This is a genomic window from Actinoplanes sp. NPDC051405 (assembly GCF_055586185.1).
Genome location: NZ_JBVJIR010000001.1, coordinates 351,960 through 376,316, shown reverse-complemented (window position 1 = coordinate 376,316; position 24,357 = coordinate 351,960). Strand labels below are relative to the sequence as shown.

Here is a 24,357-nt window from a genome sequence, read left to right as displayed (position 1 = left end):
GGTGGATGACCTCCAGCGCGGCGGGCGCGACCGGGCCGGCCGAGAGCTACGCGGGCCTGCCGATCGGCCGGTAGCGCTGCTGCGCGGTGTCGGAAGCGGCAAGGTAGGAGCTGATGGCCGCGGCGGTCATCCAGCCGCCGTACTGCTCGCCCCGGCCGGTTCGGAAGCCCAGCGCCTGCAGCCGGTCGGCCTGCGCCCGGTCGTCAACGGCCTCGGCGACGACATCGCCTCCCAGGTCCCGCGCGAGACGCGCCACTGCCGCCGTCACGGCCTCGGCCCGGAAGCCGTCACCGGACCTGGTCGAGGACCGGCTGTCGAACACGGTGACGTCGACCGGCGCCTCGGCGAGGTGCCGGAGCGCGGCGCCGCCGGTGAAGCCGCTGACCGCGATGCGGATACCGGCGCCGCGGAGCGCCGAGAGCGCATGGCGCACGCGCGTCTGCGACAGATCCGGTGCGGTGATCTCCAGCACCAGGGCGGACAGGGGGAGCCCAGCGCGGATCAGCGCGGCGGCTACCGTCGCGGCCAGATCCGGGTCGAGCAGCTGGTCGGCGGGCACCGGCACCATCGCGTACACGTCGTGGCCGGCGTCCCGCCAGGCGGCGAGCTGACCGCTGACCTCGCCCAGCGCCGGCATGCCGGTCTCCTCGACACCCGCGGCGCCCCGGTTCGGCGTTCCCGGCGAGCCGACCGACGCCACTACGCCGACGGGAGCACCGGACTCGAGATCCGCGATCGGCCGGTACCGCACCGGCGTGGAGGCGATCGGGGTGGCGGTCGGCGTACTGCCGGTGTCCGCGATCTCCATCGCGGGGGACCACACCGCGTATCCGTGCCGGCCGCTGCGTTTGGCCGCGTACATCGCCGTGTCGGCCCGGTGCCGGATCACCGCGAGGCTGTCCTCGGAGGTTGTCATCGCGATCCCGATGCTGGCTCGCATGCGTAGCTTCCGGCCGGCGACGGTGACATCGGTGGTCAGGGCCTGCAACAGCCGCGCGGCGACCTCGGTGGCCTCATCGGGGCCGCCGACGCGCCGCAGGACGGCGCTGAACTCGTCACCGCCGATCCGGCCGACGATGTCGCCGCTGCGGACGGACCGGCGCAGCATGTCCGCGAACGCGATCAGCAGCCCGTCGCCGACCTCGTGGCCGTAGGTGTCGTTGACCTGTTTGAAACCGTCGAGGTCGATGATGAGAACGGCGGACGCCGAGCCCTGCTGCTGGTGCAGGCGAATAGCGGCCGCCGCGCTGCTGTCGAGTTTCCCCCGGTTGGCCAGCCCGGTGAGGTGGTCCTGGTCGGCCATCTCCCGGTTCCGCCGCACTTCGGAATGCTGTCGCGCCGCCACCGCCACTGTGATGATGACCGCGCCGGCGACCAGCCCGCCGAGTTCGGCCAGGCTTCCGTCGCGGACGACACCGAACATGAGCAGCACGTATCCCACCGCGATCGCCGCGTAGGGCAGGTGCCGGACACCGGGCATCGGGGTCTCCGTCGCGGATCCCTGAGGCCGCCGCGGTCGCACGATGTGGATGGCGGCGGCCATGGCCATCGCGAGCTGGGCGGTCGCCACGGTGAGGACCAGGGGGGTGGACCAGGTGACGGTGCCGTTCGCCAGGATGCCGGGAAGCATGCTGAAGTCCGCCACGCTGGAGAGAACGAGGCCGCCGACGAACACCGGCAGTCCGCCGCGCAGCACGTCGCGTCCGCCCCGCATGACGACGGAGCAGAGCGCGAAAATCAGGACCGCGTCGGCGAGCGGTACGGCGAGCGACGACAGCACCGCCGGGTCGGGCAGACCTGTTCGCAGTGCCGGGCCGAGCCCGAAGAACCAGATGACCACGATGCCGGCGCCGACGACGGTCGTGACGTCGGCGCGGTGCTCGCGGCGGCGTGCGGCATTCCGGTCGTGGTGGCTGAACCACAGGATGCCCGCCAGCATGCAGCCGGCAGAGATGATACGGCCGAAGTTGAGCACCATCGCAACGTGTTCGCCGTCGCCGCCGGTGGCGCCGGTGACCGACAGCACAACCGAGATCGCGACGCTCGTGAAGGCGCCGGCGAACCACAGCCAGAGCCGGCGCACCTTCCCGCACTCACGCACCGCCGCTGTCACGCTGAACACCAGACACAGCAGCAACGATGGTGCCAGCGACGGGCCGATCCGCTCCGGCACCGGCGCGGTCGTCCAGCGCACAACGATCGCCAGCCACGTCAGGCCCACCAGCCACACCGGCCACAACGCCGGACGCAGGCTCCTGCGGAGCACGGAGGCGAAGCTCCTGTTCTCCCTACCAGCCGTCGGGGGCACACTCACGTCTTCCTCATCGGCACGTCTGTGGCTCAGTTGACGATGACGGAGCCTCGTGCCTTGCCGGCCGGCCCTCGGGCGTCTCAGCGCACGCCGCGGACCCGCAGGATGGTCACGCCCGCGATCACCGCGAACAGCACTCCGGCAAGGAACAGGGCCGGGTAGTTCTGACCGGCGCCGCCGGTCATCGAGAACAGCGGGATGGCGAGGAAGACCGGCGCGAACGCCGGCGCGATCGACTGCGGGATGAGGTTGGCCATGCCGAGGATGCCGAGATCCTTGGCGGCGTCCTGATCCTTGTTGGGCAGCACGTCGGCGACCAGCGCCAGGTCGATGGCGAAGTACGTGCCCTGGCCCAGGCCGATGAGTGCCATGGCGAACAGGAACAGCGAAATCGACCCGCGATCCGCCGGGGCGAAGGCCAGGACGGCGAGCCCCGCGGCGGCGATCACGGCCGCGATGAGGACGAACAGCCGGCGGCGGCGCAGCCGGTCGGAAAGCGGCCCCAGCGTCAGGCTGACCAGGATGACCATGACCGTCTGCACGCCGATCGCCAGGGGGACGAGATCCGTCGCCTGGGTCTCGGTGAGTCCCAGGTGCGAGGTCAGGTAGTAGATCTGGTAGTTCAGGACGAAGGAGATCGCCATGAACATGGCGAACCGGCTGATCCAGGCCCATCCGAAGTCGGGGTACCGGCGAGGATTCACCCAGAAGCTGCCGGCGAACTCGCGCAGGCTGAAGACAGGACGGTCCTCCTTGGCCAGCCGCCGGTCGGAAAGGACGACGGCGGAGAGCGAGACGAGAGCGAGCGCGATCACGGTGGGCACGATGATCGCGAGGGTGAGCGAGACCTGCGACAGCCCGCCGACGAGGGCCACTCCGAGAACGGCGGCGACGGCCTGGGTGAGCCCGAGCAGTCCGGAGATGCGGCCGCGGTGTTCCACCGGGACCTGATCGGGTAGCAGGGCGAGCAGGACGGCCATGGTCGCGTTGACGCCGATCTGGTTGATCGACCAGCCGACCGTCGCGGCCACGACGGTCGAGGACAGGCCGAGCACGACCGCGCCGAGCACCGACAGCACCGCTCCGAGGAGCAGCCACGGCCGCCGCATGCCCATGCGCCAGGTGGTGCGGTCGGAGATGCGCCCGAAGATCGGGTTGGCGAGGATGCCGAACACCGCCCCGATGCCGAGCACCATCGACAGCGTGGTGCCCTGGGTGCCGCGGTCCGGATCGATCTCGGCGACCTTCAGCGGCAGAGACACGATCACCGGGGTCAGGGTGGCGATCCAGAGTCCGAGACTGGCCAGGGCGAAGGTGAGCACGAACCGAACGGACGGACGGCTTGCCGGTGGGGTCGGGGGGATGCCCTCGAGGAGGGATCGGTCTGCGGTCATCGGTGACTCCTGGTCCTCAGTCGGGGAGCGGGATGCGAGCCTGCAGGTAGTGCGTGACCGCGCAGCAGAGTTCGGCGACGAACGAGTCCCAGTCGCGCCCGGTGTGCTCGGAGAAGGTGACCCGCGGGCGGATCTCCAGGACCAGCATCGACAGCACGAGCTGCGTCGCGAACTCCAGCGGCGCCCGATGCGCGGGATCCGATCCCGTGACCGGTTCGAGCACGGAGCGGAAGTCCTGGCTGAGCCGGTTCATCGCCTCCGCGCCGGCACCGCCCTCTTCGCCGCGGTCCAGCCGCAGCAGACTCCGGCCGTGCTCCCGGAAGACCCGGGCAATGGCGCCGACGGCGGCGTGGACGGCCGCGTCCAGGGTCGGCGCTTCCGCCGAGCGTGCCTGGTCGAAAGCCTGCTCATGGGCGCTGTTCACGGTTTCGAGCAGACGCTGGTGGGTGTAGTCGAGCAGCGCCTCGCGGTTGGGGAACCGTAAGTAGAAGGCGCCGCGACTGACGCCGGACCGGCGCTCGACGTCGCCGACGGTGACGGCCTCCCAGCCGCCCTCGCCGAGGAGCCGGACGCTCGCGCCGTAGATGCGCTCGAGCTTGTCGCGGCTGCGGTCCTGTCGCGGTGTGCGGACTGAGTCGGCCATGGGTGGGCTCCTCGTTGATGAATCTTGGTGGCGGTGGTCACATCTTGACAGAGCAAACCAGACCGGTCCAGTCTTGTTTCTCACATGTCAAGGGGAGATCACGTGGTCACTGTCGATGTGCACGCACATCATCTGCCCGCCGTCCTGGGCGCGCGTTTCACCGCGCTCTCCGGCCGGCCCTATCCGCTGCGGCATTCCGAGGACCAGTCCCGGCGGATCGCCGACCTGGACCGGGCCGGCGTCGACGCGCAGATTCTGGGCCTCGGCGCGGTGCAGCCGTACTGGCCCGATCGGCAGGCCGCGATCGATGCCGCACAGTTCGCCAACGACCTGTACGCCGCGACGGTCGCCGGGCACGCCGGCCGGCTGCGCGCTCTGGGCGCCGTGCCGTTGCCGCACCCGGACGCCGCGGTCACCGAGGCGGTCCGCTGCCTCGACGAACTCGGGTTCGACGGGATCGGTCTGGGTTGCTCCGCTGCCGGTGTCCCGCTCGACGATCCACGGTTCGATCCGTTCTGGGCGGAGATGGACGCCCGGGCGGCCCTCGTCCACCTCCATCCCGGTGTGGCGAACAACCTCGGCGTGGGTGTCTCGGACTACCCGATGCTGCTCGGGCCCGTCTTCGGTTCGCCCGCCGAGCAGTCGATCGCCGTCGTCCGGCTCGCGCTGGCAGGCGTCATGACGCGGTTCCCCCGCGTTCGTCTCCTGGTCGCCGGCATGGGCGGCAACCTTCTTGTGGCCCGGTCGAAGCTCGCCGAGAGCCTGGAGCGCGGCGCGCAGCACGGCGACCGCTTCGATGCTCCCGCGGTGCTGGCGGCCCTCGACCGGCTGTGGTTCGACACCTCATCGATAGATCCGGTGCTGGTGCTGGCCGCCCGCCAGGCCGGCGCCGTCGACCGGCTCGTCTTCGGCTCGGACACCCCGTGGGGCAGTGCCACCCGGGTCGTGAACGAGCTTCGGAGTCTGCTCGCACCCCCCGAGGCCGACGCGGTGCTCGCTCGCGGCGCGGAGCTCACCGAAACCGGAAAGAAGGTCTCCTGATGTACGTAGGCTGCTTCCTCGGACCCACCGGCAGAGGCCCGGCGGACGATCTGCCCCTGATCAACTTCTGTCAGGACATGGCGATCGCCGCGGACCGGGCCGGGTTCGCGCTCGTCAACGTCGGCGAACAGCACTTCACCAACTACGAGCCCTACAGCTCCCCGTTCATGATGGGGGCGATGCTGGCCGGCCGCCTCGAACGGGCCTGGTTCGGCACCACAGTGGTCAACCTGGCCTACCACAATCCGATCTCCCTGGCCGAACACGCCAACCTCATCGACCTGCTCTACCGCGGCAAATGCTTCATCGGCCTGTCCACCGGCCACCTGCCCTTCATCGCGTCCCAGTGGGGAGTCCCCGCCGCCTACAGCAAGAACGTGGCTCTCCAGCGGATCGACGTGGCGCTCAAGGCGTGGGCGAAGGAACCGGGCGACGAGCCGCTGGCCTGGCGGACCGACCTCGAGGAGGGCGTGCTCGCGCTGCGGGTCATGCCGGTCGGCTACCGCAGGCAGCACCCGGTCATCGGGTTCGCGACCAACACCGACGCCACGATCGAGCACGCGGGCACGCAGGGCTGGCCGGTCGCGCTGGGGCGCTACAACCTGGTCGAAGCCGCCCGCAAGATGGCGATCTACCGCGCCGCGCTCGACGCCGCGGACCACCCGGACGACGTACGCACCGAATGCCTCGCCCTGTCGAGCGTGACAAAAGCGATCGTGATCGCCGACACCGACGAACAGGCCTGGGAGATTGCGGAAAAGCAGCTGCGCGGCTTCATGAACTTCACCTACTCCGTGGCGACCCGACGCCGCCTGGAGGACACCCGCTCCATGAAACAGCTGTGGGACGACACCGTCGAAGGGCCCGTCGACATCGCGAACAGCACGTTCACGGCGCCGGAATGGATCCAGGCGTCCGCCTTCGTCGGCAGTCCCGAGTCCGTGGCCCGCCAGATGCTCGCGTACGCCGATGCCGGCATCGAGGGCATCAACGCCCGCTTCGTGTACGGCGACTTCGACGAGGCCGAGGCGTGGCGCGGCTTCAACCTGTTCGCCGAGAAGGTCATGCCCCTGGTGCGGGCCCGGCAGATCCCGGGGCCGGGACCGGACCGGATCCGCCCGGAACACCTCGGCCCCACCGAGCCGGTACCGGCTCTGGCCACGATGTTCCGATGAGGACGGCACCATGAGCGATCAGGAACTGACGGCGGCGTTCCGCGAGGTCATGGCCGGAGTCTGCACGCCGGTGTCGGTCATCACGACGATGGACGACGGGCGCCCGCACGGCACGACGGTGAGCGCCTTCGCCTCGCTGTCGATGGCGCCCCCGATGGTGCTGGTGTCGCTGGACCGCGGCTCGGATCTCCTGGCCCTCATGCGGACCACTCGGCGTTTCGGCGTCAACGTGCTCGGCCGTGACCAGCACACGCTCGCGTCGGTCTTCGCCCGCAAGGGAACCGACAAGTTCAACGGGATCGGCTGGGCTCTGACCCACGGGGTCCCGCGGATCACCGGCGTTCCCGGCTGGCTGGCCTGCGAGCTGGCCGACCTCGTGCCCGGTGGTGACCACGTCGTCGCCATGGGCGTGGTCGTCGACGCCGAGACCGTGCCGGCCGATCCGCTGACCTACCACTCCCGGGCCTTCGGCACCCACACGCCGCTGGCCGCCCGCTGACCGGATCGGAGCCGCCATGTACTTCTCCCTCTTTCTCGGCCCCGGTGTGCGCGGGCCGCACGAGGACCGGCTCGCCATCAACCTGGGCATCGAACAGGCGATGGCGGCCGACGCTGCCGGCTTCACCGCGGTCTACGTCGGCGAGCAGCACTTCAACAACTATGAGCCGTACGCCGACGGCCTGACGATGGCCGCCTTCCTCGCGGGCCGGTTGACCAACGCCTACCTGGGTACCAGCGTCGTGCCGCTGGTGCTGCACCACCCGCTGTTCCTGGTGGAGCGGGCCAACCTGCTGGACCAGCTCACCGGCGGGCGGTTCATCCTCGGACTGTCCGGCGGGCGGCCCCGGGAGGGCAAGGCGTGGCACAAGCATGACCTGGCCCCGCAGCAGCGGTCCCGCCTGTTCGACCAGAAACTGGATGTGATGCTCCGGGCCTGGGCGCACGGCGCCGGGGATCCGCCCTTGGAATTCGCCACCGACGACGAGTACGGCGTCATGGAGGGCCGGATCATGCCGGCTCCCTACCGGTCACCGCATCCGCTGTACGCGATCGGCACCAACACCATCGCCAAGATCGTCGAAGCGGGCCGGCGCGGGCAGAAGGTCCACCTCGGCCCGTTCGACGCTGAGGGCGCCGGCCGCATCGCCGGGCTCTATCGGGCCGCCATGCAGGGCGGCGGGCATCCGGCCGACCTGATCGAGGAGAACCTGCGCTGGCTGATCCACACCAAGATCATTCTTGTCGGGGAGACCGACGACGAGGCGTGGGACGTCGCCGAGCGGCTCCTCGCCGGCCCCATGGTCATCGCGCCGTGGGTGCGGCCCGACCCCGGGCAGGCCGGCTGGTCGCTGCGGAAGATCTACCAGGCCGAACCCGGTGCCTTCGCGCCCGCGATGGGTGGCCCGGAGAGCCAGGGCGCCTTCCTGCGCCGCACGGTGATCGTCGGCAGCCCCGAGACCGTCGCCGCGGAGCTCGCCGGCTACCGGGCCGCGGGCCTGCCGCACGTGCACGCCCGCTTCATCTTCGGCACCCTGGACGACCCCGATGTGTTCCGGCGTTCGTTCCGCCTGTTCACCGGGGAGGTCATGCCTCGGCTGGGAATCGACACGATCTCCGGCCCGCCGGACGGCGATTCCTGACTAGGAAGGCGACCGCAGGGCGTCAAGGTCCTTCCTTCATGTCCGCGACGCTGCTGAGCTGGGTGTGCGGTGCGTAGCCGCTGCACCGAAGATCGCGCTGACGAAGTACCCGGCGGCCGCCGCGAGCGGGATCGGGGCCTGGATCCCACCGCGGCGCCGCGCCTCGAACAGGGCGTCCTCGATGACCATCGCGGACGCGGACGCCGCGGCTCACGGCGTCACCTGCACGACCGGCTCGGAAGGCCGCCGGACTCTTCGAGCAGGGCCTTCTCACCCTGCCGGTGGCGCAGACCTGCGCGCTCGCCGAGGGGCCTGCCGCGCACCGGATCAGCGAGGAAGGCCACGTCCGCGGGAAGCTGGTGCTGCTCCTGCCCTGAGCGACGGATCCCCACCGTCCGCGGTGAGCCGCGCCGCGTTGCCCGAGGCGATCGCATCGCGATCGGCAGCCGTGAGCTCGGCAGCTTCCAGCCTGGTCAGCGGGTCTTCGACACCCATGTCGAACGGGTAGTCCGAGCCCAGCAGCACCCGGTCCGCGCCGACCGCGGCCACCAGTGCGCGCAGCCCCTCGGCAGTGTGCACCAGCGAGTCGAACCAGAGCCGCCGCAGATAACTGCTCGGTGGCTCGGCGCAGCCGCGCGCGTCGGAGCGCACCCGCCAGCCGTGGTCGGCCCGGCCGATGAAGGTCGGTAGATAGCCGCCGCCGTGCGAGACGATCACCCGCAGGCCGGGGTGCCGGTCCAGGACGCCGGAGAAGATCAGGTGGGACAGCGCAACCGCGTTCTCCACCGGCTGCCCGACGATGTTGGACAGATACCAGCGGTCGAGGCGTGCGTCGAGGGTGCAGCCGAACGGGTGCAGGAAGATGATCGCGCCGAGCTGCTCGGCGCGCGCCCAGAACGGCTCCAGCCGTTCGTCGGACAGCTCGACGGTGCCGGCGGCGTCGAAGGCCGGCGCATGCGAGGAGATCTCCACACCGGTCAGACCACATTCCCGTACGGCGTGATCGAGCGCGGCAACCGCACGATCGGGGAACTGCAACGGCACCAGACCGAGCCCGGTCAGCCGGTCCGGAGCCCGCGCGCAGAAGGCGGCGATCCCATCGTTCGCCGCCCGCCACACCACCTCGGCCAGCTCCTCACCGGCCCAGTAGTGGTATTGCGACGGCGACGGGGAGACCAGCTGAGCATCGATCCCGGCGGCGTCCATGTCCGCCAAGCGAGTGCTCAGGTCGGTGAGGCGGCCGAAGCGCTCGGCCACCATCCGCCCGGACACCGCACCGGACTCGGCGCCGGTGCGCAGAGCCTCCAGCGCGCGGTGCGCGGCCAGGCCCGGCGCCCCGGCGACGGCCCGCTCGACCTCGTCGATGACCAGGTGTGCGTGCACATCGAGGACCCTCATGCGATCAGTACGGCGCCGAGAGAACGCCCATAGCGCGGCCGCGCACCGCCCCCATGGCCCGGGGATCGGCGCGTTGCTGTTCCATCCGCAGCAGTTCCACGCTGCCCTCGACCACGGTGCGGACCCGCGGCTCACGCCGCAGCATGAACCTGTCGAGCGCCACAGCCGGATCGGCCGAGGCGGTGAGTTCCTGGGCCAGCACGACCGCGTCCTCGCACGCCATGCCGCCGCCGTAGGAGAGATGCGCCGTGGTGGCATGCGCGGCGTCGCCGATCAACGTGACCCGGCCGCGGTGCCACGGGGCGGGCACCAACAGCCACTCGAAGGGGCGCACCAGAATGTCGGCATCGTCGCTCAGTCGCGCACGGATCGCGGTCACGGTCGGCGCCCGGAACCGGTCGAGGATGTCGGCCATGATGTCGCGGGCTGCGCCGGGCGAGACCCGCTCGTACGGCAGGTCGCGGCCGGTGCTGACGTAGGCCAGCCCACCGCGGAGCCGGCCGACGATCACGGTGACGTCCGGGCCGTGGAAGAAGCCAGGTTCGCCGCCCGGATCCGGCAACAGCCAGCGCAGGCTCATCAGTCCGGTGTACTGCGGTTGATGGTCGTCGCCGTGCAGCCGGCGGCGGGTCGGCGACTGGATCCCGTCGGCGCCGACCACCAGGTCGTACCGTTGCCGGTCGCCGTCGGTGAACGTCACCTCGACGCCGGCCGCGTCCTGGCTCAGGTCGGCGACGGTGATTCCGATCCGGATGTCGGCGCCGGCCTTGCCGGCATGGGCGCGCAGGATGCCACGGAGCGCGGCACGGTGGATGACCACGGCACCGGGCAACCTGCTGTCCTCGCGGACCGGCACCGGCGGCACGGGCAGGGGGTGGCCGTCCGCGTCGTACATGCGGGCGAAGACCGACTGCGGCAGGGCGTTGCCGGCGGCCATGCAGTCTTCGAGGATGCCGAGTTCGTCGAGCGCGTCCACCGCCCGGTTGTTGAGGCCGATCGACGCGCCGTCGGTGCGGTCCTCGGTGTCGACGACCTCGCAGGCGATGCCGGACCGGCCCAGCGCGATCGCCGCGGCGAGGCCGGCGATGCCGGCACCCACGATCAAGACTTTCTGTACGGGCATGTGCCTCTCCTGATCCGTCACGGGATGGGATTCACCCAGGCGCCGAAGACCGGCTTCCGATCGCCGATCTGCTCGTCGACACAGTGGTTGCGCTGCCGGCCCAGCCCGGTGATCGTGCTGTCGACGACGTCGCCGGCGCGCAGGAACCGGCCATGGTGCATGCCGTTGCCCGGCGGGGAGCCGGCAGTGATGATGTCGCCGGGCAGCAGACGAACCCGTTCGGAGGCATAGGCGACCAGCTTCGGCAGGTCGAAGACCATGTCGTTGGCGGGCCAGTCCTGCATCACCCGATCGTTGACGCGCAGCGTGATACGCACGGTGTCGATGTCGACGAACGGGGCGGGCACGATGAACGGCCCGGCCGGCTTGAACCCGGCCTGGTGCTTGCCGATCCAGTCGTAACCCCACGGGATGTCGGTGCGCCGGAACGTGTCGACCGAGCCCAGGTCGTTGACCATGACGTAGCCCGCGATCAGGTCCTTCGCCTCGTCGACCGAGGTGTATCGGGCCGAGCGGCCGATCACCGCGCCGATCTCCAGCTCCCAGTCGTGTTGCTCGCCGACGGGCGGCAGCACGATGTCGTCGTGGGCGCCGGCCAGCGCGGAGTGCAGTCCGGCCCAGAGGAACGGGGTGCCGTGCGCGGCGCGCTCGTCCATCATCGCGTAGTTGCGTTGATAGAACTGTTCGTCCGTCTCGCCGGGCCGCCGGTTGTGCTGGTTGAACTTGTTCTTGGTGAGCATCTCGGCCACATGCTGCTTGTAGTTCGCGCCGGCGCAGAGCAGGTTCGGGTGCGCCAGGGGTGGCAGCGGCCGTACCCGGTCGAGCGTGGTGTCCGCGACCGTGCCGGCGGCGATCCGGGTGAGCACGTCGAAGCTCGCCGGCCACTCGTCGAAGATCTGGTGGGTGTCCCGGAAGGCGGGGGAGAGGTCGACGATCTCCCCTCCCGGCCGGACCAGACCGGGGAACGCCCGGCTGTCCCGCTGGAATGTGCCGATGCCGAAGGTGTCGTCGAGCAGGCCGGTGACGCTCATGTTGTGATGTCTCCGAGTTCCAGGCCCTGCAGCCGGCGGACATAGTCGACGACGAACGGGATGCTGAACTGCCCGGCCAGCCGAAGAGCGAAGTTGTAGACCAGGAACGGGTGGGCCCCGGCGGCGACCAGCCAGCGCACGTCCCGTCCGGCCAGAGCTGTCCGGGCCTCATCCGGCAGATCGCGGCCGGCCACGAAGCCGACAGGGTCGGCGGTGAACCGGGCGGCGGAGGCGCGGTCGCGGTAGACGTCGTACAGAACTTTGTTGATCTGATATTTACTCACCGGCCGGCTCCGTTCAGCGCGTCCTCGTCCCACTCCAGGAATCCAGCCGGCGGCTGAGTCGGCCCCGCGGCGAGCTTCGACCAGGTCGGGCGGCGGTCGCCGGCGGCACCGAGGGCGAACAGATAGTCGAGGAAGCCGGCAGTGCCGCTGCCGTACCGCAGCAGCCGGTCGTAGGTGCACTCGTCCACGAGTTCGTCGAGGTCGCCGGTGTGCAGGCGTTCCCAGGTGCGCCGGTCCCATTCGGACACCGGCTGCTCGCGGAAGTCCATCATCTGGGGGCCGCCGATGCTGTTGGTCATGTGCCCGCTGGTGATGACCGCGACCCGGCTGCCGGCGTCGAAGTCCTCGATCAGGTCTCGGACCGCGCGGCCCAGCGCATGGAACCGGCGGCCCGGCGCGACCGGCGGGGCCATCACGTTGGTGAAGATCGGTACGACCGGAAGGTCACCCTCGGGGCGCAGCATGGTCAGCGGCACCACGAAGCCGTGGTCGAGGGTGAACTCGTTGGAGTACGCCAGGTCGAAATGGCCCTCGATGCCGCGGTCCAGCAGGTGCCGGGCCAGCACTCCGTCGATCTCGGTGTCGTAGGGGTCCAGGCCGAACAGCTCCCGCTCGTGCTCGAACGGTCCGGTCGCACGAGGCGCCTTGCCGATCGAGAACTGCGGCATGTTGTCCATGAACCACTGGTTCAGATGGTCACCCGCGACCACGAGCAGCACGTCCGGGCGCGCCTCGGTCAGCCGTACCCGCAAGCGGGCGAAAGCATCCCGGGTGGCCGCCGCCGCCTCGGGAAGATCTCCGGGGGCGCGTAGCGCCGCCGGCACGGTCGGATCGTGCGGAACGCACATCACCTCGACGAGTCGTGCCATGTCAGCCTCCGGTGGGGGAATCGAGGGTCAGCCCGATCTTGCCGAGCGGGCCGTCGCGAAGCGCCTCGAACGCGTCGTCGATCTTCTCCAGCGGGTAGCTCTCGACAAGCGGCACCCGTAGCTCACCGGCAAGGTCGGCGATGCGGCGCAGGAGTGCGGGATCGCCGTCGGAATGGACATTGCGCCGGCGTGAGCCGATGGCCGCGCTGAGCGTGGACACAGCACGCCCCTTCGGCGCGAGGACGCCATCGGCCAGGGCGGTGAACCGGTCGGTGGCGGGCGAGACGAGATCCACCAGCCCGTCCATGCCTGCCGGGCGCAGGGTGCGGACCGTGTCAGCGACATCTCCGGCGGACCAGTCCACCGTCGCTGTGGCACCCAGGCCGCGCACGTGCTGCTCCTCGGCGCCGGGCCGCGCGGTGGCCACGACGTCCAGCCCGGCCAGCCGGCCCAACTGGAGCAGGAAGGCGCCGACCCCACCGGTTGCCCCGTTGATCAGCAGGCCGGCGCCCACGGGAAGCATCAACGCGTCCAGGCACTGCAAGGCGGTCACCGCCGCCAGCCCGATCGCGCCGGCCGCGGCCACCGGCAATGCGGCCGGCCGGGCGACGATGAATCGGTCCTCCGGAACCGTCACGTACTCCGCGAACGTTCCGCCGCCGATGAACGGCCGCTTCACGAACCCGAAGACCTCGTCGCCGAGGTGGAACCGGTGCGTACCCGGGCCGGCGTCGACCACGGTGCCCGCCAGGTCCCGGCCGAGCGTGGCCGGGAAGCGATGCTCCAGGCGTTGCCGGAAGCCGCCGGCGCCGATCATGGCGTCCACCGGGTTGACCGAGGAGGCGGTCATCCGGACCAGCACTTCGCCGGCGCCGGCCACCGGCGTCGGTACGTCGGTCAGGGCCGGCCGTTCGCCGAAGCCACGCAGGACGTATGCCCGCATCTGCCGTCTCCCGTCTTGTCGGTGAGATCACCCTGACGGCCGGAGCAGTATCGGGGAAGGCAATGATGGGGATATCCGCTATTAACGCTGTTGATATCGTTGCGTGGTGCCGAAGAATGTCGACCTCAACCTGATGAAGGGTCTGCAGGCTCTGCTGGAGGAGCGCAGCGTCAGCCGGGCCGCCGAGCGGCTGGGCATCGGCCAGCCCGCGGCCAGCAGCATTCTCGCCAAATTGCGCCGGCACTACCACGACGACCTGCTGATCCGGCACGGCAACGGCTACCAGCTCACCCCGATCGCGCAGCAGCTGACCGACCGGGTCTCCGAGGCCGTGACCACCGCCGACCGGGTCTTCTCCCTGCAGCCGGAATTCGACCCCGCGACCGCCCAGCGCGAGTTCACCGTCGTCCTGTCCGACTACACGATCCAGGTGCTCGGCTCGGCCATCTCACGGCTGCACAAGCAGGCCCCGGACGTACGCCTGCACCTGCGACAGGTGACGACCGATGCAGTAGACGCCGCGCCGGAGTCACTTCGTCACATCGACGCGTTCATCCTGCCGCACGGTGTCGTCAACGACATGCCCTACCAGGACCTGCTCGATGACGAGTGGGTCTGCATGATCGACGCCGGCAACACCAGGGTCGGCGGCGAACTCACCACCGAACACCTCGCCGAGCTGCCGTGGGTCACGGTCTTCCATCGGACGACCGCGTTCACCACGGCTGTTCGTGAGCTGCGCCTGCACGGCATCGAACCACGGGTCCAGACGGTCAGCGAGAGCTACTGGACCCTGCCCGCGCTGATCATCGGCACCAACCGCGTCACGCTGATTCAGCGGCGCCTCGCCGACCTGCTGACATCCGCTCAACCGGTCCGGATCATGCGGTGCCCGGTGCCGATCGCCCCGCTCAAGCTCGCCCTGTGGTGGCATTCGGTCAACGACGCCGACCCCGCCCACCGGTGGCTCCGCTCGATCTTCACAGCGGCAGCCCGTGACGTCTGCTGACGAAGGCATCAGAAGGCGGGATCGGCACGACACCGCGTTCCGGTCCGCGGCATAAGCTGCCTCCATGACGGTGATCGCGAAGGTGGCCGCGATCCTGGACGCCTTCACCGCTGACGATCGCGGGGTCGGTTTCGCGGAGCTGCAGCGGCGTACCGGGCTGGCCAAAGCCACCCTGCACCGGCTGACCGGGGAACTGGTCGAGGCCCGCCTCCTGGACCGGGTGGATGGCAGGTTCCACCTCAGCGGGTACCTCTTCGCGCTCGGCATGCGCGCCTCGGTGGAGCGCGACCTGCTCGAAGTGGCCACGCCGTTCCTGGAGGACCTGTACGAGCGCACCCACGAGACCGTTCACCTCGGCCTGCGGGAAGGGATGGAGGTGGTCTACGTGGCGAAGGTGGGCGGTCATCGCCAGGCGCGGGCCCCCTCCAGGCTGGGCGGGCGGATGCCCCTGCACGCGACCGCGATCGGCAAGGCCCTGCTCGCCTTCGCCCCCGATTCGGTACGAGCCGAGGTGCTGGGCGCGCCGCTGGCCCGCCTTGCACCGCGGACGGTCACGTCCGCACTGATTCTGCGCCGGCAGCTCGGCGAGGCGATGGAGGCCGGAGTGACGTTCGAGGCTGAGGAGTCGGCGGTCGGGATCGTCTGCGTCGGCGCGCCGGTGCTGGACGAGCACGACGTCGCCGTTGCCGCCGTCAGCGTGGCAGGTCCGGCGACCCGGTTCCATCCTCGCCGGCACGCCGACTCTGTGAAGGCCGCCGCCGCCGGTATCGCGGCGACCTTGGCGCGCCGTTCGGCTCTGCTGGCTCCGAAGGAGCGATGATCTGTTCCGGATAGCGGAACAGTTCGGTGGAGGAAGTGTCGACGTCCAGGGATGGTGGCGCCATGACATCGCCTGCGGCGCAACGGCTGCTCGACGCGGCCCGACGAGCCGAACCCTGTGCTCCGGTCCGTGATCTGATCGGCGCGGACGACCTCGTGGCCGCGTACGCCGTCCAGCAGGAGCTGACCGCCCTGCGGAGACGAACCGCGAAGATCGTCGGTCACAAGATCGGTCTCACCTCGCCGGCCGTGCAGAAGCAGCTCGGCGTGGACAGCCCGGACTTCGGCGTGCTCTTCGACGACATGGACGTCAGCACGCTGGACCCGGTGCCGGTGGGCGGCCTGCTGCAGCCGCGCATCGAGGCGGAGGTCGCCTTCTTGCTCGGCGCCGACCTCGACGGCGACATCACCGCGGCCAGTGTGCGCGCGGCCGTGGACCTGATGGCCCCCGCCCTGGAGATCGTCGACAGCCGGATTGCCGGGTGGGACATCAGCATCGCGGACACGATCGCCGACAACGCGTCGAGCGGCCTGTTCGTGCTCGGCGCCGACCGAGTTCCGCTTGACCTGCTCGACCCGACAGAAATCCAGATGGAGCTCAGTGTCGACGGCGCGGTCGTCTCCAAGGGCTCGGGGGCGGCGTGCCTTGGTGACCCGCTGAACGCGCTGGCCTGGCTCGCCGGTGTCGCCCGTGATCTGGGTGATCCCTTGCGGGCCGGCCAGGTGGTGCTGTCCGGTGCGCTGGGCCCGATGGTGGCGGTACTGCCCGGCATGCGGGTCACCGCCACGCTGACCGGCCTGGGCGCGGTTTCCACCAGATTCGGAGATGCCTGATGCGGACGAAGGTTGCGGTCATCGGCTCGGGCAACATCGGTACGGACCTGATGATCAAAGTTCTGCGGTTGTCGGAGAGTCTGGAGATGGCCGCGATGGTCGGCATCGACCCGGCCTCGGACGGCCTGGCCCGGGCTCGGCGGCTCGGCGTGCCCGTCACCTCCGGCGGTGTGCACGGCCTGATCGCGATGGACGGCTTCGAGGACATCGAGATCGTCTTCGACGCCACGTCGGCGCGGGCGCACGTGGCCAACGACACCGCACTGGCCGCGTACAGGAAGACGATGATCGACCTGACCCCGGCGGCGATCGGCCCTTACGTGGTGCCCGCGGTGAACCTGAACTCCCTGACCGGAGCCCGTAACATCAACATGGTCACGTGCGGCGGCCAGGCGACCATCCCGATCGTCGCGGCGGTGTCCCGGGTGGCCGACGTGCCGTACGCGGAGATCGTCGCCTCCATCGCATCCAGGAGTGCCGGTCCGGGCACCCGCGCCAACATCGACGAGTTCACGGAGACCACGGCACACGCGATCGAACGGGTCGGCGGCGCGGCGCGCGGCAAGGCGCTGATCGTGCTGAACCCGGCCGAGCCGCCGCTGATCATGCGGGACACCGTGCTGTGCCTGGTCAATGCCCCTACCGAGGAGACGCGTTCGTCCATCCGGGCGTCAGTCGAGGAGATGGTCGAGGTGGTCGCCGGGTATGTACCCGGCTACCGGCTCAAACAGCAGGTGCAGATCACCCCTGTACCGCCGGGGCAGCCGGTACACACGCTGGCCGGTGCGGCCCCGGTGACTCATCAGGTGTCGGTGTTCCTTGAGGTCGAGGGCGCGGCGCACTATCTGCCGGCGTACGCGGGGAATCTGGACATCATGACCTCGGCCGCGATGGCCGCGGCCGAGCGCATCGCGCGGGTGCCCGCATGAGCAGGCTCTTCATTCAGGACGTGACGTTGCGGGACGGCATGCACGCGGTCCGGCACCGGATGGAACTCGACGCCGTCGCCCGGATCGTCCGAGCGCTGGACGCGGCCGGTGTCGACGGCATCGAGGTGGCACACGGCGACGGATTGTCCGGCGGGAGCCTCACCTACGGCCCGGGCTCGCACACCGACTGGGAGTGGATCGAGGCGGCGGCCACGGCCGTCAGCCGGGCCCGGCTGACGACGCTGCTGCTGCCGGGCATCGGCACCATCGCCGACCTCAAGCAGGCGTACACGCTCGGCGTCCGCTCGGTCCGGATCGCCACCCACTGCACCGAGGCGGACGTCGCGGCTCAGCACATCGCGACCGCCCGCGAGCTGGGCATGGACGTTTCCGGGTTCCTGATGATGAGCCACCTGGCCGAGCCGGCCAGGCTCGCCGCGCAGGCGAAGCTCATGGAGACGTACGGCGCGAACTGCGTCTACGTCACCGACTCCGGCGGCCGGCTGATGATGGACGGCGTGCGCGAGCGGGTCAGGGCGTACCGCGACGTGCTCGACCCGGCGACCGAGCTCGGCATCCATGCCCACGAGAACCTGTCGCTGTCGGTGGCCAACTCGATGATTGCGGTCGAGGAGGGTGTGACCCGGGTGGACGCGTCCCTGGCCGGTCTGGGCGCGGGCGCCGGGAACTGCCCGATCGAACCGTTCGTCGCGGTCGCTGATCTGCGCGGCTGGGAACACGGATGTGATCTCTTCGCGCTGCAGGACGCGGCGGAGGATCTGGTGCGCCCGCTGCAGGATCGCCCGGTCCGGGTGGACCGCGAGACCCTGACCCTGGGGTACGCGGGTGTCTACAGCTCGTTCCTTCGGCACGCCGAGGTCGCCGGCCGGCGCTACGGCGTGGACGTGCGCACGATCCTGGTCGAGGCCGGGCGGCGGGGACTGGTCGGCGGGCAGGAGGACCTGCTCGTCGACATCGCGCTGGACCTGGTCACCGTACGGGGAAGGTAGTCCCGATGCCCATGCCGGTGATCCACTCCGGGACCGGTTCGTAGCTGTCCCAGACCAGTGGCTGCCCGACCGCCGCGTACCCGACCAGCCAGGTGCGCACCTCGTGGCCGCCACTGCCCGCCTCGTGCTCGAGCTTGTCGTGGCCCAGCGCCACGATGGCATCGAGCTCGAGAGTGCGCAGCCGGCCCAGGAACCAGCGGTCCCACTCGGCGTTCACCGGCGCGTCGGGGTTGCCGGCCATCGCCCGTACCCTGGGCTCCCGGACCGCGGCGAAGGCACGGGCGTCCTTGCGCCCGTGGATGAGCGACTCCCGGCGCTCGCCGACCACCGACGGGTCGCGCGGGTCGTTGGACGGCAGCCAGTGCGACAGCCCGCCACTCGCGATGACCAGCACGCGGCCGGCGTCGGGGGAGCGCCGGATCGCATCGCCCAGCGCCCGGCCCAGGGCCACGCAGCGGGCCAGGCCGGGCAGCGGTGGCGCAGCGGTGTTGAGCACCAGCGGAACCAGCGGAACCTCGATACCGCCGGTGGTCATCTCGTAGCTCTGTACCACGCCGTGGTCGACGGTCAGGGCGTACGACAGCGACACGTCGAACCCCGCGTCGGCGAGCCCGTCGCGGACCGCCCACGCCAGCCCGGACGCGACCGGCAGCGGCCCCTCGGTGCTGGCGAAGTCGCCGAACCCGGTGGCTGCCTCGACGCCGAGCACGAACGGCGGCATCTGGTCGTAGAAGTTGGCGTGGAAGTGGTCGGGGCCGATCACCACGACCGCGTCCGGCGCCAGCCCGGCCACCGCTGCCGCCACTCGCTGCGCGTCCGAGAGGAAGCGCCCGCCGGGTTCGTCGCCGGCGGCCGGCGGCAGCAGCGTCGCGAAGGGCGAGTGGGACATCCCCACGAAGCCGACGATCTCGCTCATGCGGGGTCCTTTCCGAGCAGCAGGAAGTCGCGATGGGTGCGCAGGTACTCGTCGACCTTCTCCCACTGCGGCCAGTGGCCGGCGTCGGCGATGACGTGCAGCCGCGCGTCCGGCAGCCAGCCGAGCAGCAGATCCGCCTCGTCCAGCCCGCCGGTCGGGTCGTGCTCGGTCCAGAGCAGCAGGGTCGGCGCGGTCACCTTGCCGACCCACTCCGGTCCCCAGGCGAAGTTCCGGCGGACCACCGGATCCTGGAGCACCAGTGTGTTGGTGATGGCCTGGACGAAGCCCGGCCGGCTGTAGACCGCGCGGCGCAGATCGACCAGCTCGTCGGTGACCATCTCCTTGTGGTGGAAGAGGAACTCCACGCGCCGCCGCACGGTCTCGTCGCTGGGGTCGCGTACCGCCGCCATGGTGCTGTCCCGCATCCGGGCCATCACCTCGGGCTTGTTCGCGATGTTGCCCGGGGTGTTCAGCACGAGCCGGTCCACCCGTTCGGGGTGGTGTGCGGCCGTCCACGCCACCACCCAGCCGCCGAGCGACTCGCCGGACAGGTGGGCCCGCTCGATGCCCAGCGCGTCCATCAAGCCGACCAGATGACCGGACAGCACATCGATGGTGTACGGGTAGTCGGGCGTGTCCGACCACCCATGGCCGACCATGTCGTAGGCGGTCACCCGGAAGTCCGCGGCCAGCCCGGCGATGTCCCGGGCGTACGCCTCGAGGTGGCCTCCGGTGCCGTGCAGCAGGATCAGGTCCGGCCCGTTCCCCGCTTGCAGGACCCGGGTGCGCACACCCCCCACGTCGGCGTGCCACAACCGATGGTCCACAGTGGCCAGTTCGCCCCAGATGCTGATGTGGCTGCTCATGTCTGCTCCTTGAACAGTGCCCGCGCTTCCTCGACGGTCGCCAGCCCGGCGCTCTGCCTGCGGGCGATCCCGAAGTGGCTCAGCAGTCGGGAGTTCTCGATGGTCAGGAACTCCACCGGCTCGTCGGCGGAGTCGTTGTAGTGCCGGTGCCAGGTCCACGGCGGTGTGTAGACGAACGCGCCCGTAACCCAGGGCTCGACCTCGTCCTCGACCTCGGTGTGCCCGATCCCGGAGATCACGAAGTGCACGGTCTCGTGGTAATGGCGTTGCATGTCCGAACTGAGCCCCGCCGGAATGGTCTGCCGGAAGATCTCGAACGTGCTGGTCGGCAGCTTCCCGGCGATCCGCAGCTCGGTCGGGTTGTGCACCTGCGCCGCGGGCAGCGTCTCCAGCTCGTTGTCGTGCACCACGATCGGGCGGGCCTGGCTCGGCCGTACCACGGCCGAGATCGCGCTCAGGAATTCCGCCATGCTGAAGTCCGGTCCGGACTGCGCCATCAGGGTGTCTCCGTTCTGCCACCGTCGACCGTGAGCACGGTCCCGTTGACGTAGCTTGCGGCAGCCGAGGCGAGAAATGCGACGGCCGCGCCCACCTCCTCGGGCATTCCCGCGCGGCCGGCGGGCACGGTGGCCACGTCGGCGGCATCCAGCTCGGCGTAGGTCGCGCCGATGCGCTCCGCGCGGGCGGCGAGGATCGCGTGCCGCCGCTCGGTGGCCGTCGGCCCGGGTGCCACGCAGTTCACCGTGACGCCGCGATCGGCGTACTCGCGGGAGAGCAGCTTGGCGGCACTGGTCACCGCGGCCCGCAGCACCACGCTGCTGGCCAGGTCCGGTTGCGGCTGGCGGACCGCCGTGGAGGTCACGAAGACCACCCGGCCGAAGCCGCGTTCGGCCATCGCGGGCAAGGCCCGGCGGGCGAGCCGCAACGGCCCGCGCAGCAGCAGATCGAACGCGTGCTGCCAGCCGTCGTCGTCGACATCCAGGATGCGGCCGGGCGCCGGCCCACCGGCGTTCAGCACCAGCACGTCGGCGGCGCTGATCAGCGGCGGGCAGTCGGTGGCCAGGTCGGCGACGACCGTGGTGACGGAGGAGCCGGTGCGCTCGGCGATGGCGGCGGCGGCCTTGTCCAGCGGCTCCTGGCGACGGCCGGCCAGCACGATGTCGTGGCCGGCCCGGGCCAGGCACTCCGCGGTGGCAAATCCAATGCCGGAGCCGCCGCCGCCGACCAGGGCTGTTCTTCTGTTGATGACGGCCTCCCCAAGTCGGCGGTTCGGGGTTAGCCTGACCGCCATGACGGGCAGGGACCTACCGTGAGTCCCGCTGAGCGGGACGCCAGTTCGTCGGCCGGCCCCGGTGGGCTCGACCGGGCGGAGGCGATCTTCGGCGCGTTCGACGAGCAGCACCGGGAGCTGAGCCTCGCCGCGCTGGTCGCGCGCACCGGTCTGCCGCGGTCGACCACGCACCGGACCGCGGACAAGATGCTGAGACTGGGTTGGCTGGACAAGCCGGCTGACCGTTACCGGATCGGCAACCGGCTCTTCGAGCTCTCCGGCCTCGCCCCGGTCCGCCACGAGTTGCGCGAGGCGGCACTGCCGTTCCTCCAGGACCTCTACCATGCCACCCGGACGACGGTGCAGCTCGGCGTGCTCAGCGGCACCCAGGTGCTGCTGGTCGAGAAGATCACCGGACATCGGCCGATGCCGATGTTGTCGCAGGTCGGCGCCTTGCTGCCGGCGTACTGCTCGGCCCTCGGCCTGGCGATCCTGGCCCACAGCGACGAAGCCACCGTCCAGGCGGTGATCGACGCCGGGCAGGAACGGCGCACGCCCCGCACGATGACCACGGCCACCGCCCTGCGCCGCGAGCTGGCCGCCATCCCCGAACGCGGGCTGGCCGTCGAGCGCGAGGAAGCCAACATCGGGATCAGCTGCGTGGCCGCGCCGATCTTCGGGCCGCTGGGCGCGGTGGTGGCCGCCGTCTCGGTCACCGGACCGACCGGGCTGGTCCGCGCCGATCGTGCCGGGCCTGCTGTGCGCCTCGCCGCGGCGGCTGCCTCGCGGGCCTACTCCACTTTTCCGTCCCGCTGAGTGAGACTGCCGTTTGGGGAGGCCGAGCGTCCGGCCGCAGGCTGTGAGCCAGCACACACCCCCGGCGAAATGGAGGACACCGTGAGCCTTGGCGGTGGCTACCTGCTCAGCTCGCGCAAAGGGACACAGATCCCGGCGATCGGCCTGAACATCACGATGAAGACGAACGGGTCGTCGACCCGCGAGGCGTACTCGCTGTTCGAGTACGCGATCCCGCCGGAGACCAATGGCCCGCCGGCGCACATCCACACCCGCGAGGACGAGTCGTTCATCTGCCTCGCCGGCCGGCTGGACGTGTCGCTCGGCGGTGAGGAGTTCACCCTCGAGTTCGGCGACTACCTCTACCTGCCGCGCAACGTGGTGCACACCTTCCGCAACCCGTACGGCGACGAGGCGCGGGTCATCTCGGTGGTCTCCCCGGCCGGCCTCGAGGCCTACTACCAGGCCCTGGGTGAGCTGCCGCCGGGCCCGAAGGACCTGGCCACGCTCAAGCCGATCATGGAGGAGTTCGGGATCCAGATGCAGCTGCCGCCCGGCGGGGGGCGCTGACCATGCGCATCGGGATCATCGGGGCCGGTGTCGCGGGGCTGGCCACCGCCAAGACGCTGCTGCAGGCGGGGCACGAGGTGGTGGTGTTCGACTCCGCGCCGGACGTCGGCGGCGTGTGGAGCCGCACCCGGCGTTACCCGGGCCTGACCACGCAGAGCGCCAAGGCGACATACGGCCTCTCCGACTACCCGATGCCCAAGCACCTCCCCGAGTGGCCGACCGGCGCCCAGGTGCAGGAGTGGCTGGAGGGATACGCCACCGACTTCAAAATCGAGCCGCACCTCCAGCTCGGCACCAGGGTGACCCGCGCTGTGCGGGACGGCGACCGGTGGACGCTGACTCTGTCTCCCGGCGGCACTGACGTGGTCGACCGGCTGGTCGTCGCCAACGGTGTCTTCTGCGAGCCGAACATGCCGGCCTTCTCCGGTCAGGACGACTTCGCCGCGGCCGGCGGCCGGATCCTGGCCGGCACCGAGATGCACGACGTGGAGCTGGCGCGCGGCAAGAACGTCCTGGTGATCGGCTATGGCAAGTCGGCGTGCGACGTGACCGTGCCGTTGAGCGAGGTCGCCGCGAGCACCGATGTCGTCGCGCGGCAGCTGCTGTGGAAGGTGCCCCGCAAGATCGGTGGGGTGCTGAACTTCAAGATGCTGCTGCTGACCCGGATGGGCGAGGCGCTGTTCCGCCATCACCGGCTGCGCGGCGTCGAGAAGTTCCTGCACGGCCCGGGCAACCCGATGCGCCGCAGCATGCTCAACTCCGTCGGTTCGGTGTCGGTGCGCCAGTTCAAGCTGAAGCAGCTCGGGCTGGTGCCGCGCGGCACGATGGAGGGCATCGTCAAGGGTGCGATCGGGCTCGCCACCGAGGGGTTCTTCGAAGGTGTCGAGGCGGGCACGATCGTCGTGCACCGGGACACCACGATCGCCCGGCTGTTCGTCCGGGACGGCAAGCCGATGGCGGAGCTCTCCGACGGCACCGAGCTGCCCGCGGACCTGATCGTCTGCGCCACCGGCTTCCGTCAGGGCGTGCCGTTCCTCGACGAGAACGTGCAGCGGCGGCTCTTCGACGAGCGGGGAAACTTCCTGCTGTACCGGCAGATCCTGCCGCTGGGCGTGGACGGGCTCTACTTCAACGGCTACAACTCGTCGTTCTTCAGCCCGCTCAACGCGGAGATGGCAGCGGTATGGATCACGGCGCACCTGGCCGGCGCGGTGCCGCTGCCCGACCCGGACGCGATGGGCCGCCAGGTCGCGGCGCAGCTGGCCTTCATGGATGAGGCCACCGACCGGCACCACTGCCGCGGCACCAAGATCATCCCGTTCTCGATGAAGAACGTCGACGAGGTTCTGGACGACCTCGACCTCAACATCAGCAAGCGCGTGCGTGCCTCTCACTGGGTGAACCCGGTGGACCCCTCCGCCTACCGGGCCGTTACTCCGGCCCTGATCGCACGGTTGCGCACCCGGGACGGGGAAAGCTGACCGGCA

General features: G+C 70.4%; 25 protein-coding genes. 12 read left to right on the top strand and 13 right to left on the bottom strand.

Annotation, left to right across the window (positions count from 1 at the left end; genetic code table 11):
• Nucleotides 1-46 precede the first annotated feature (46 nt).
• From ACZ6S4_RS01735 to ACZ6S4_RS01725, 3 genes are all read right to left on the bottom strand, one after another.
• Nucleotides 47-2,266, bottom strand: coding sequence for a diguanylate cyclase domain-containing protein (locus ACZ6S4_RS01735; RefSeq protein ID WP_465473029.1), 2,220 nt, complete (start codon nt 2,264-2,266; stop codon nt 47-49).
• Between the two features lie 125 nt (nt 2,267-2,391).
• Nucleotides 2,392-3,705: an MFS transporter gene (locus tag ACZ6S4_RS01730; protein ID WP_465473028.1), complete on the bottom strand. Its 1,314-nt coding sequence runs from the start codon at nt 3,703-3,705 to the stop codon at nt 2,392-2,394.
• A gap of 16 nt (nt 3,706-3,721) precedes the next feature.
• The gene (locus ACZ6S4_RS01725) at nt 3,722-4,348 is read right to left on the bottom strand and encodes a TetR/AcrR family transcriptional regulator (RefSeq protein WP_465473027.1); all 627 of its coding nucleotides are present in this window, start codon (nt 4,346-4,348) and stop codon (nt 3,722-3,724) included.
• Nucleotides 4,349-4,450: 102 nt separating this feature from the next.
• Between ACZ6S4_RS01725 and ACZ6S4_RS01720 the strand changes: the two genes are divergently transcribed.
• The 4 genes from ACZ6S4_RS01720 to ACZ6S4_RS01705 are packed head-to-tail and all read left to right on the top strand — an operon-like array spanning nt 4,451 to nt 8,204.
• On the top strand, nt 4,451-5,389 hold the full coding sequence (locus tag ACZ6S4_RS01720; protein ID WP_465473026.1) for an amidohydrolase family protein: 939 nt from the start codon (nt 4,451-4,453) through the stop codon (nt 5,387-5,389).
• Nucleotides 5,389-6,564, top strand: a complete 1,176-nt coding sequence (locus tag ACZ6S4_RS01715) for an LLM class flavin-dependent oxidoreductase (RefSeq protein ID WP_465473025.1) — start codon at nt 5,389-5,391, stop codon at nt 6,562-6,564. The genes ACZ6S4_RS01720 and ACZ6S4_RS01715 overlap by 1 nt, the downstream gene beginning before the upstream one ends.
• Nucleotides 6,565-6,574: 10 nt before the next feature.
• A complete protein-coding gene (locus ACZ6S4_RS01710; RefSeq protein ID WP_465473024.1) occupies nt 6,575-7,063 on the top strand; it encodes a flavin reductase family protein in 489 nt (162 codons plus the stop codon).
• 16 nt (nt 7,064-7,079) lie between these two features.
• Nucleotides 7,080-8,204, top strand: coding sequence for an LLM class flavin-dependent oxidoreductase (locus ACZ6S4_RS01705; RefSeq protein ID WP_465473023.1), 1,125 nt, complete (start codon nt 7,080-7,082; stop codon nt 8,202-8,204).
• 327 nt (nt 8,205-8,531) lie between these two features.
• Here ACZ6S4_RS01705 and ACZ6S4_RS01700 read toward each other — a convergent pair whose 3' ends face one another.
• Genes ACZ6S4_RS01700 through ACZ6S4_RS01675 form a run of 6 tightly spaced genes read right to left on the bottom strand, consistent with a single transcriptional unit; the run spans nt 8,532 to nt 13,852 of the window.
• Nucleotides 8,532-9,602: an amidohydrolase family protein gene (locus ACZ6S4_RS01700; protein ID WP_465473022.1), complete on the bottom strand. Its 1,071-nt coding sequence runs from the start codon at nt 9,600-9,602 to the stop codon at nt 8,532-8,534.
• A gap of 4 nt (nt 9,603-9,606) precedes the next feature.
• On the bottom strand, nt 9,607-10,725 hold the full coding sequence (locus ACZ6S4_RS01695) for an FAD-dependent monooxygenase (RefSeq protein ID WP_465473021.1): 1,119 nt from the start codon (nt 10,723-10,725) through the stop codon (nt 9,607-9,609).
• Nucleotides 10,726-10,742: 17 nt separating this feature from the next.
• A complete protein-coding gene (locus ACZ6S4_RS01690) occupies nt 10,743-11,756 on the bottom strand; it encodes a fumarylacetoacetate hydrolase family protein (RefSeq protein ID WP_465473020.1) in 1,014 nt (337 codons plus the stop codon).
• Entirely contained in the window at nt 11,753-12,040 is a 288-nt protein-coding gene (locus ACZ6S4_RS01685) for a hypothetical protein (protein WP_465473019.1), read from the bottom strand. The genes ACZ6S4_RS01690 and ACZ6S4_RS01685 overlap by 4 nt, the downstream gene beginning before the upstream one ends.
• On the bottom strand, nt 12,037-12,909 hold the full coding sequence (locus ACZ6S4_RS01680; RefSeq protein ID WP_465473018.1) for a DODA-type extradiol aromatic ring-opening family dioxygenase: 873 nt from the start codon (nt 12,907-12,909) through the stop codon (nt 12,037-12,039). Before ACZ6S4_RS01680 ends, ACZ6S4_RS01685 begins: the two co-directional genes overlap by 4 nt.
• A 1-nt stretch (nt 12,910) precedes the next feature.
• Nucleotides 12,911-13,852, bottom strand: a complete 942-nt coding sequence (locus tag ACZ6S4_RS01675; protein ID WP_465473017.1) for an NADP-dependent oxidoreductase — start codon at nt 13,850-13,852, stop codon at nt 12,911-12,913.
• A gap of 106 nt (nt 13,853-13,958) precedes the next feature.
• On the opposite strand from ACZ6S4_RS01675, the gene ACZ6S4_RS01670 reads away from it, so the two are divergent.
• The 5 genes from ACZ6S4_RS01670 to dmpG all read left to right on the top strand — a co-directional run bounded on the left by ACZ6S4_RS01670 (nt 13,959) and on the right by dmpG (nt 18,453).
• Entirely contained in the window at nt 13,959-14,861 is a 903-nt protein-coding gene (locus ACZ6S4_RS01670; protein ID WP_465473016.1) for a LysR family transcriptional regulator, read from the top strand.
• 64 nt (nt 14,862-14,925) lie between these two features.
• Nucleotides 14,926-15,681, top strand: coding sequence for an IclR family transcriptional regulator (locus ACZ6S4_RS01665; protein ID WP_465473015.1), 756 nt, complete (start codon nt 14,926-14,928; stop codon nt 15,679-15,681).
• Nucleotides 15,682-15,743: 62 nt separating this feature from the next.
• Nucleotides 15,744-16,514 (top strand): 2-keto-4-pentenoate hydratase, encoded by a 771-nt coding sequence (locus tag ACZ6S4_RS01660; protein WP_465473014.1) that lies wholly within the window; start codon nt 15,744-15,746, stop codon nt 16,512-16,514.
• Nucleotides 16,514-17,443 carry an acetaldehyde dehydrogenase (acetylating) gene (locus ACZ6S4_RS01655; protein WP_465473013.1) on the top strand — a complete coding sequence of 310 codons (930 nt, stop codon included), beginning with the start codon at nt 16,514-16,516 and terminating at the stop codon, nt 17,441-17,443. Before ACZ6S4_RS01660 ends, ACZ6S4_RS01655 begins: the two co-directional genes overlap by 1 nt.
• A complete protein-coding gene (gene dmpG, locus ACZ6S4_RS01650) occupies nt 17,440-18,453 on the top strand; it encodes a 4-hydroxy-2-oxovalerate aldolase (RefSeq protein WP_465473012.1) in 1,014 nt (337 codons plus the stop codon). The genes ACZ6S4_RS01655 and dmpG overlap by 4 nt, the downstream gene beginning before the upstream one ends.
• On the opposite strand, the gene ACZ6S4_RS01645 is transcribed toward dmpG, so the two are convergent.
• From ACZ6S4_RS01645 to ACZ6S4_RS01630, 4 genes are read right to left on the bottom strand one after another with little or no spacing between them, the layout of a single operon-like run.
• Nucleotides 18,434-19,369, bottom strand: coding sequence for a DODA-type extradiol aromatic ring-opening family dioxygenase (locus ACZ6S4_RS01645; RefSeq protein ID WP_465473011.1), 936 nt, complete (start codon nt 19,367-19,369; stop codon nt 18,434-18,436). The two genes, dmpG and ACZ6S4_RS01645, sit on opposite strands and share 20 nt — an antisense overlap.
• A complete protein-coding gene (locus tag ACZ6S4_RS01640) occupies nt 19,366-20,235 on the bottom strand; it encodes an alpha/beta fold hydrolase (protein WP_465473010.1) in 870 nt (289 codons plus the stop codon). The genes ACZ6S4_RS01645 and ACZ6S4_RS01640 overlap by 4 nt, the downstream gene beginning before the upstream one ends.
• Nucleotides 20,232-20,732 (bottom strand): cupin domain-containing protein, encoded by a 501-nt coding sequence (locus tag ACZ6S4_RS01635; protein ID WP_465473009.1) that lies wholly within the window; start codon nt 20,730-20,732, stop codon nt 20,232-20,234. The genes ACZ6S4_RS01640 and ACZ6S4_RS01635 overlap by 4 nt, the downstream gene beginning before the upstream one ends.
• Nucleotides 20,732-21,526 (bottom strand): SDR family oxidoreductase, encoded by a 795-nt coding sequence (locus ACZ6S4_RS01630; RefSeq protein ID WP_465473008.1) that lies wholly within the window; start codon nt 21,524-21,526, stop codon nt 20,732-20,734. The genes ACZ6S4_RS01635 and ACZ6S4_RS01630 overlap by 1 nt, the downstream gene beginning before the upstream one ends.
• Nucleotides 21,527-21,544: 18 nt before the next feature.
• Here ACZ6S4_RS01630 and ACZ6S4_RS01625 point away from each other — a divergent pair, with 18 nt between their 5' ends.
• From ACZ6S4_RS01625 to ACZ6S4_RS01615, 3 genes are all read left to right on the top strand, one after another.
• A complete protein-coding gene (locus tag ACZ6S4_RS01625; protein WP_465473007.1) occupies nt 21,545-22,321 on the top strand; it encodes an IclR family transcriptional regulator in 777 nt (258 codons plus the stop codon).
• Nucleotides 22,322-22,402: 81 nt separating this feature from the next.
• Nucleotides 22,403-22,870 (top strand): cupin domain-containing protein, encoded by a 468-nt coding sequence (locus tag ACZ6S4_RS01620; protein ID WP_465473006.1) that lies wholly within the window; start codon nt 22,403-22,405, stop codon nt 22,868-22,870.
• Between the two features lie 2 nt (nt 22,871-22,872).
• Nucleotides 22,873-24,351: a flavin-containing monooxygenase gene (locus ACZ6S4_RS01615; protein WP_465473005.1), complete on the top strand. Its 1,479-nt coding sequence runs from the start codon at nt 22,873-22,875 to the stop codon at nt 24,349-24,351.
• Nucleotides 24,352-24,357 lie beyond the last annotated feature (6 nt).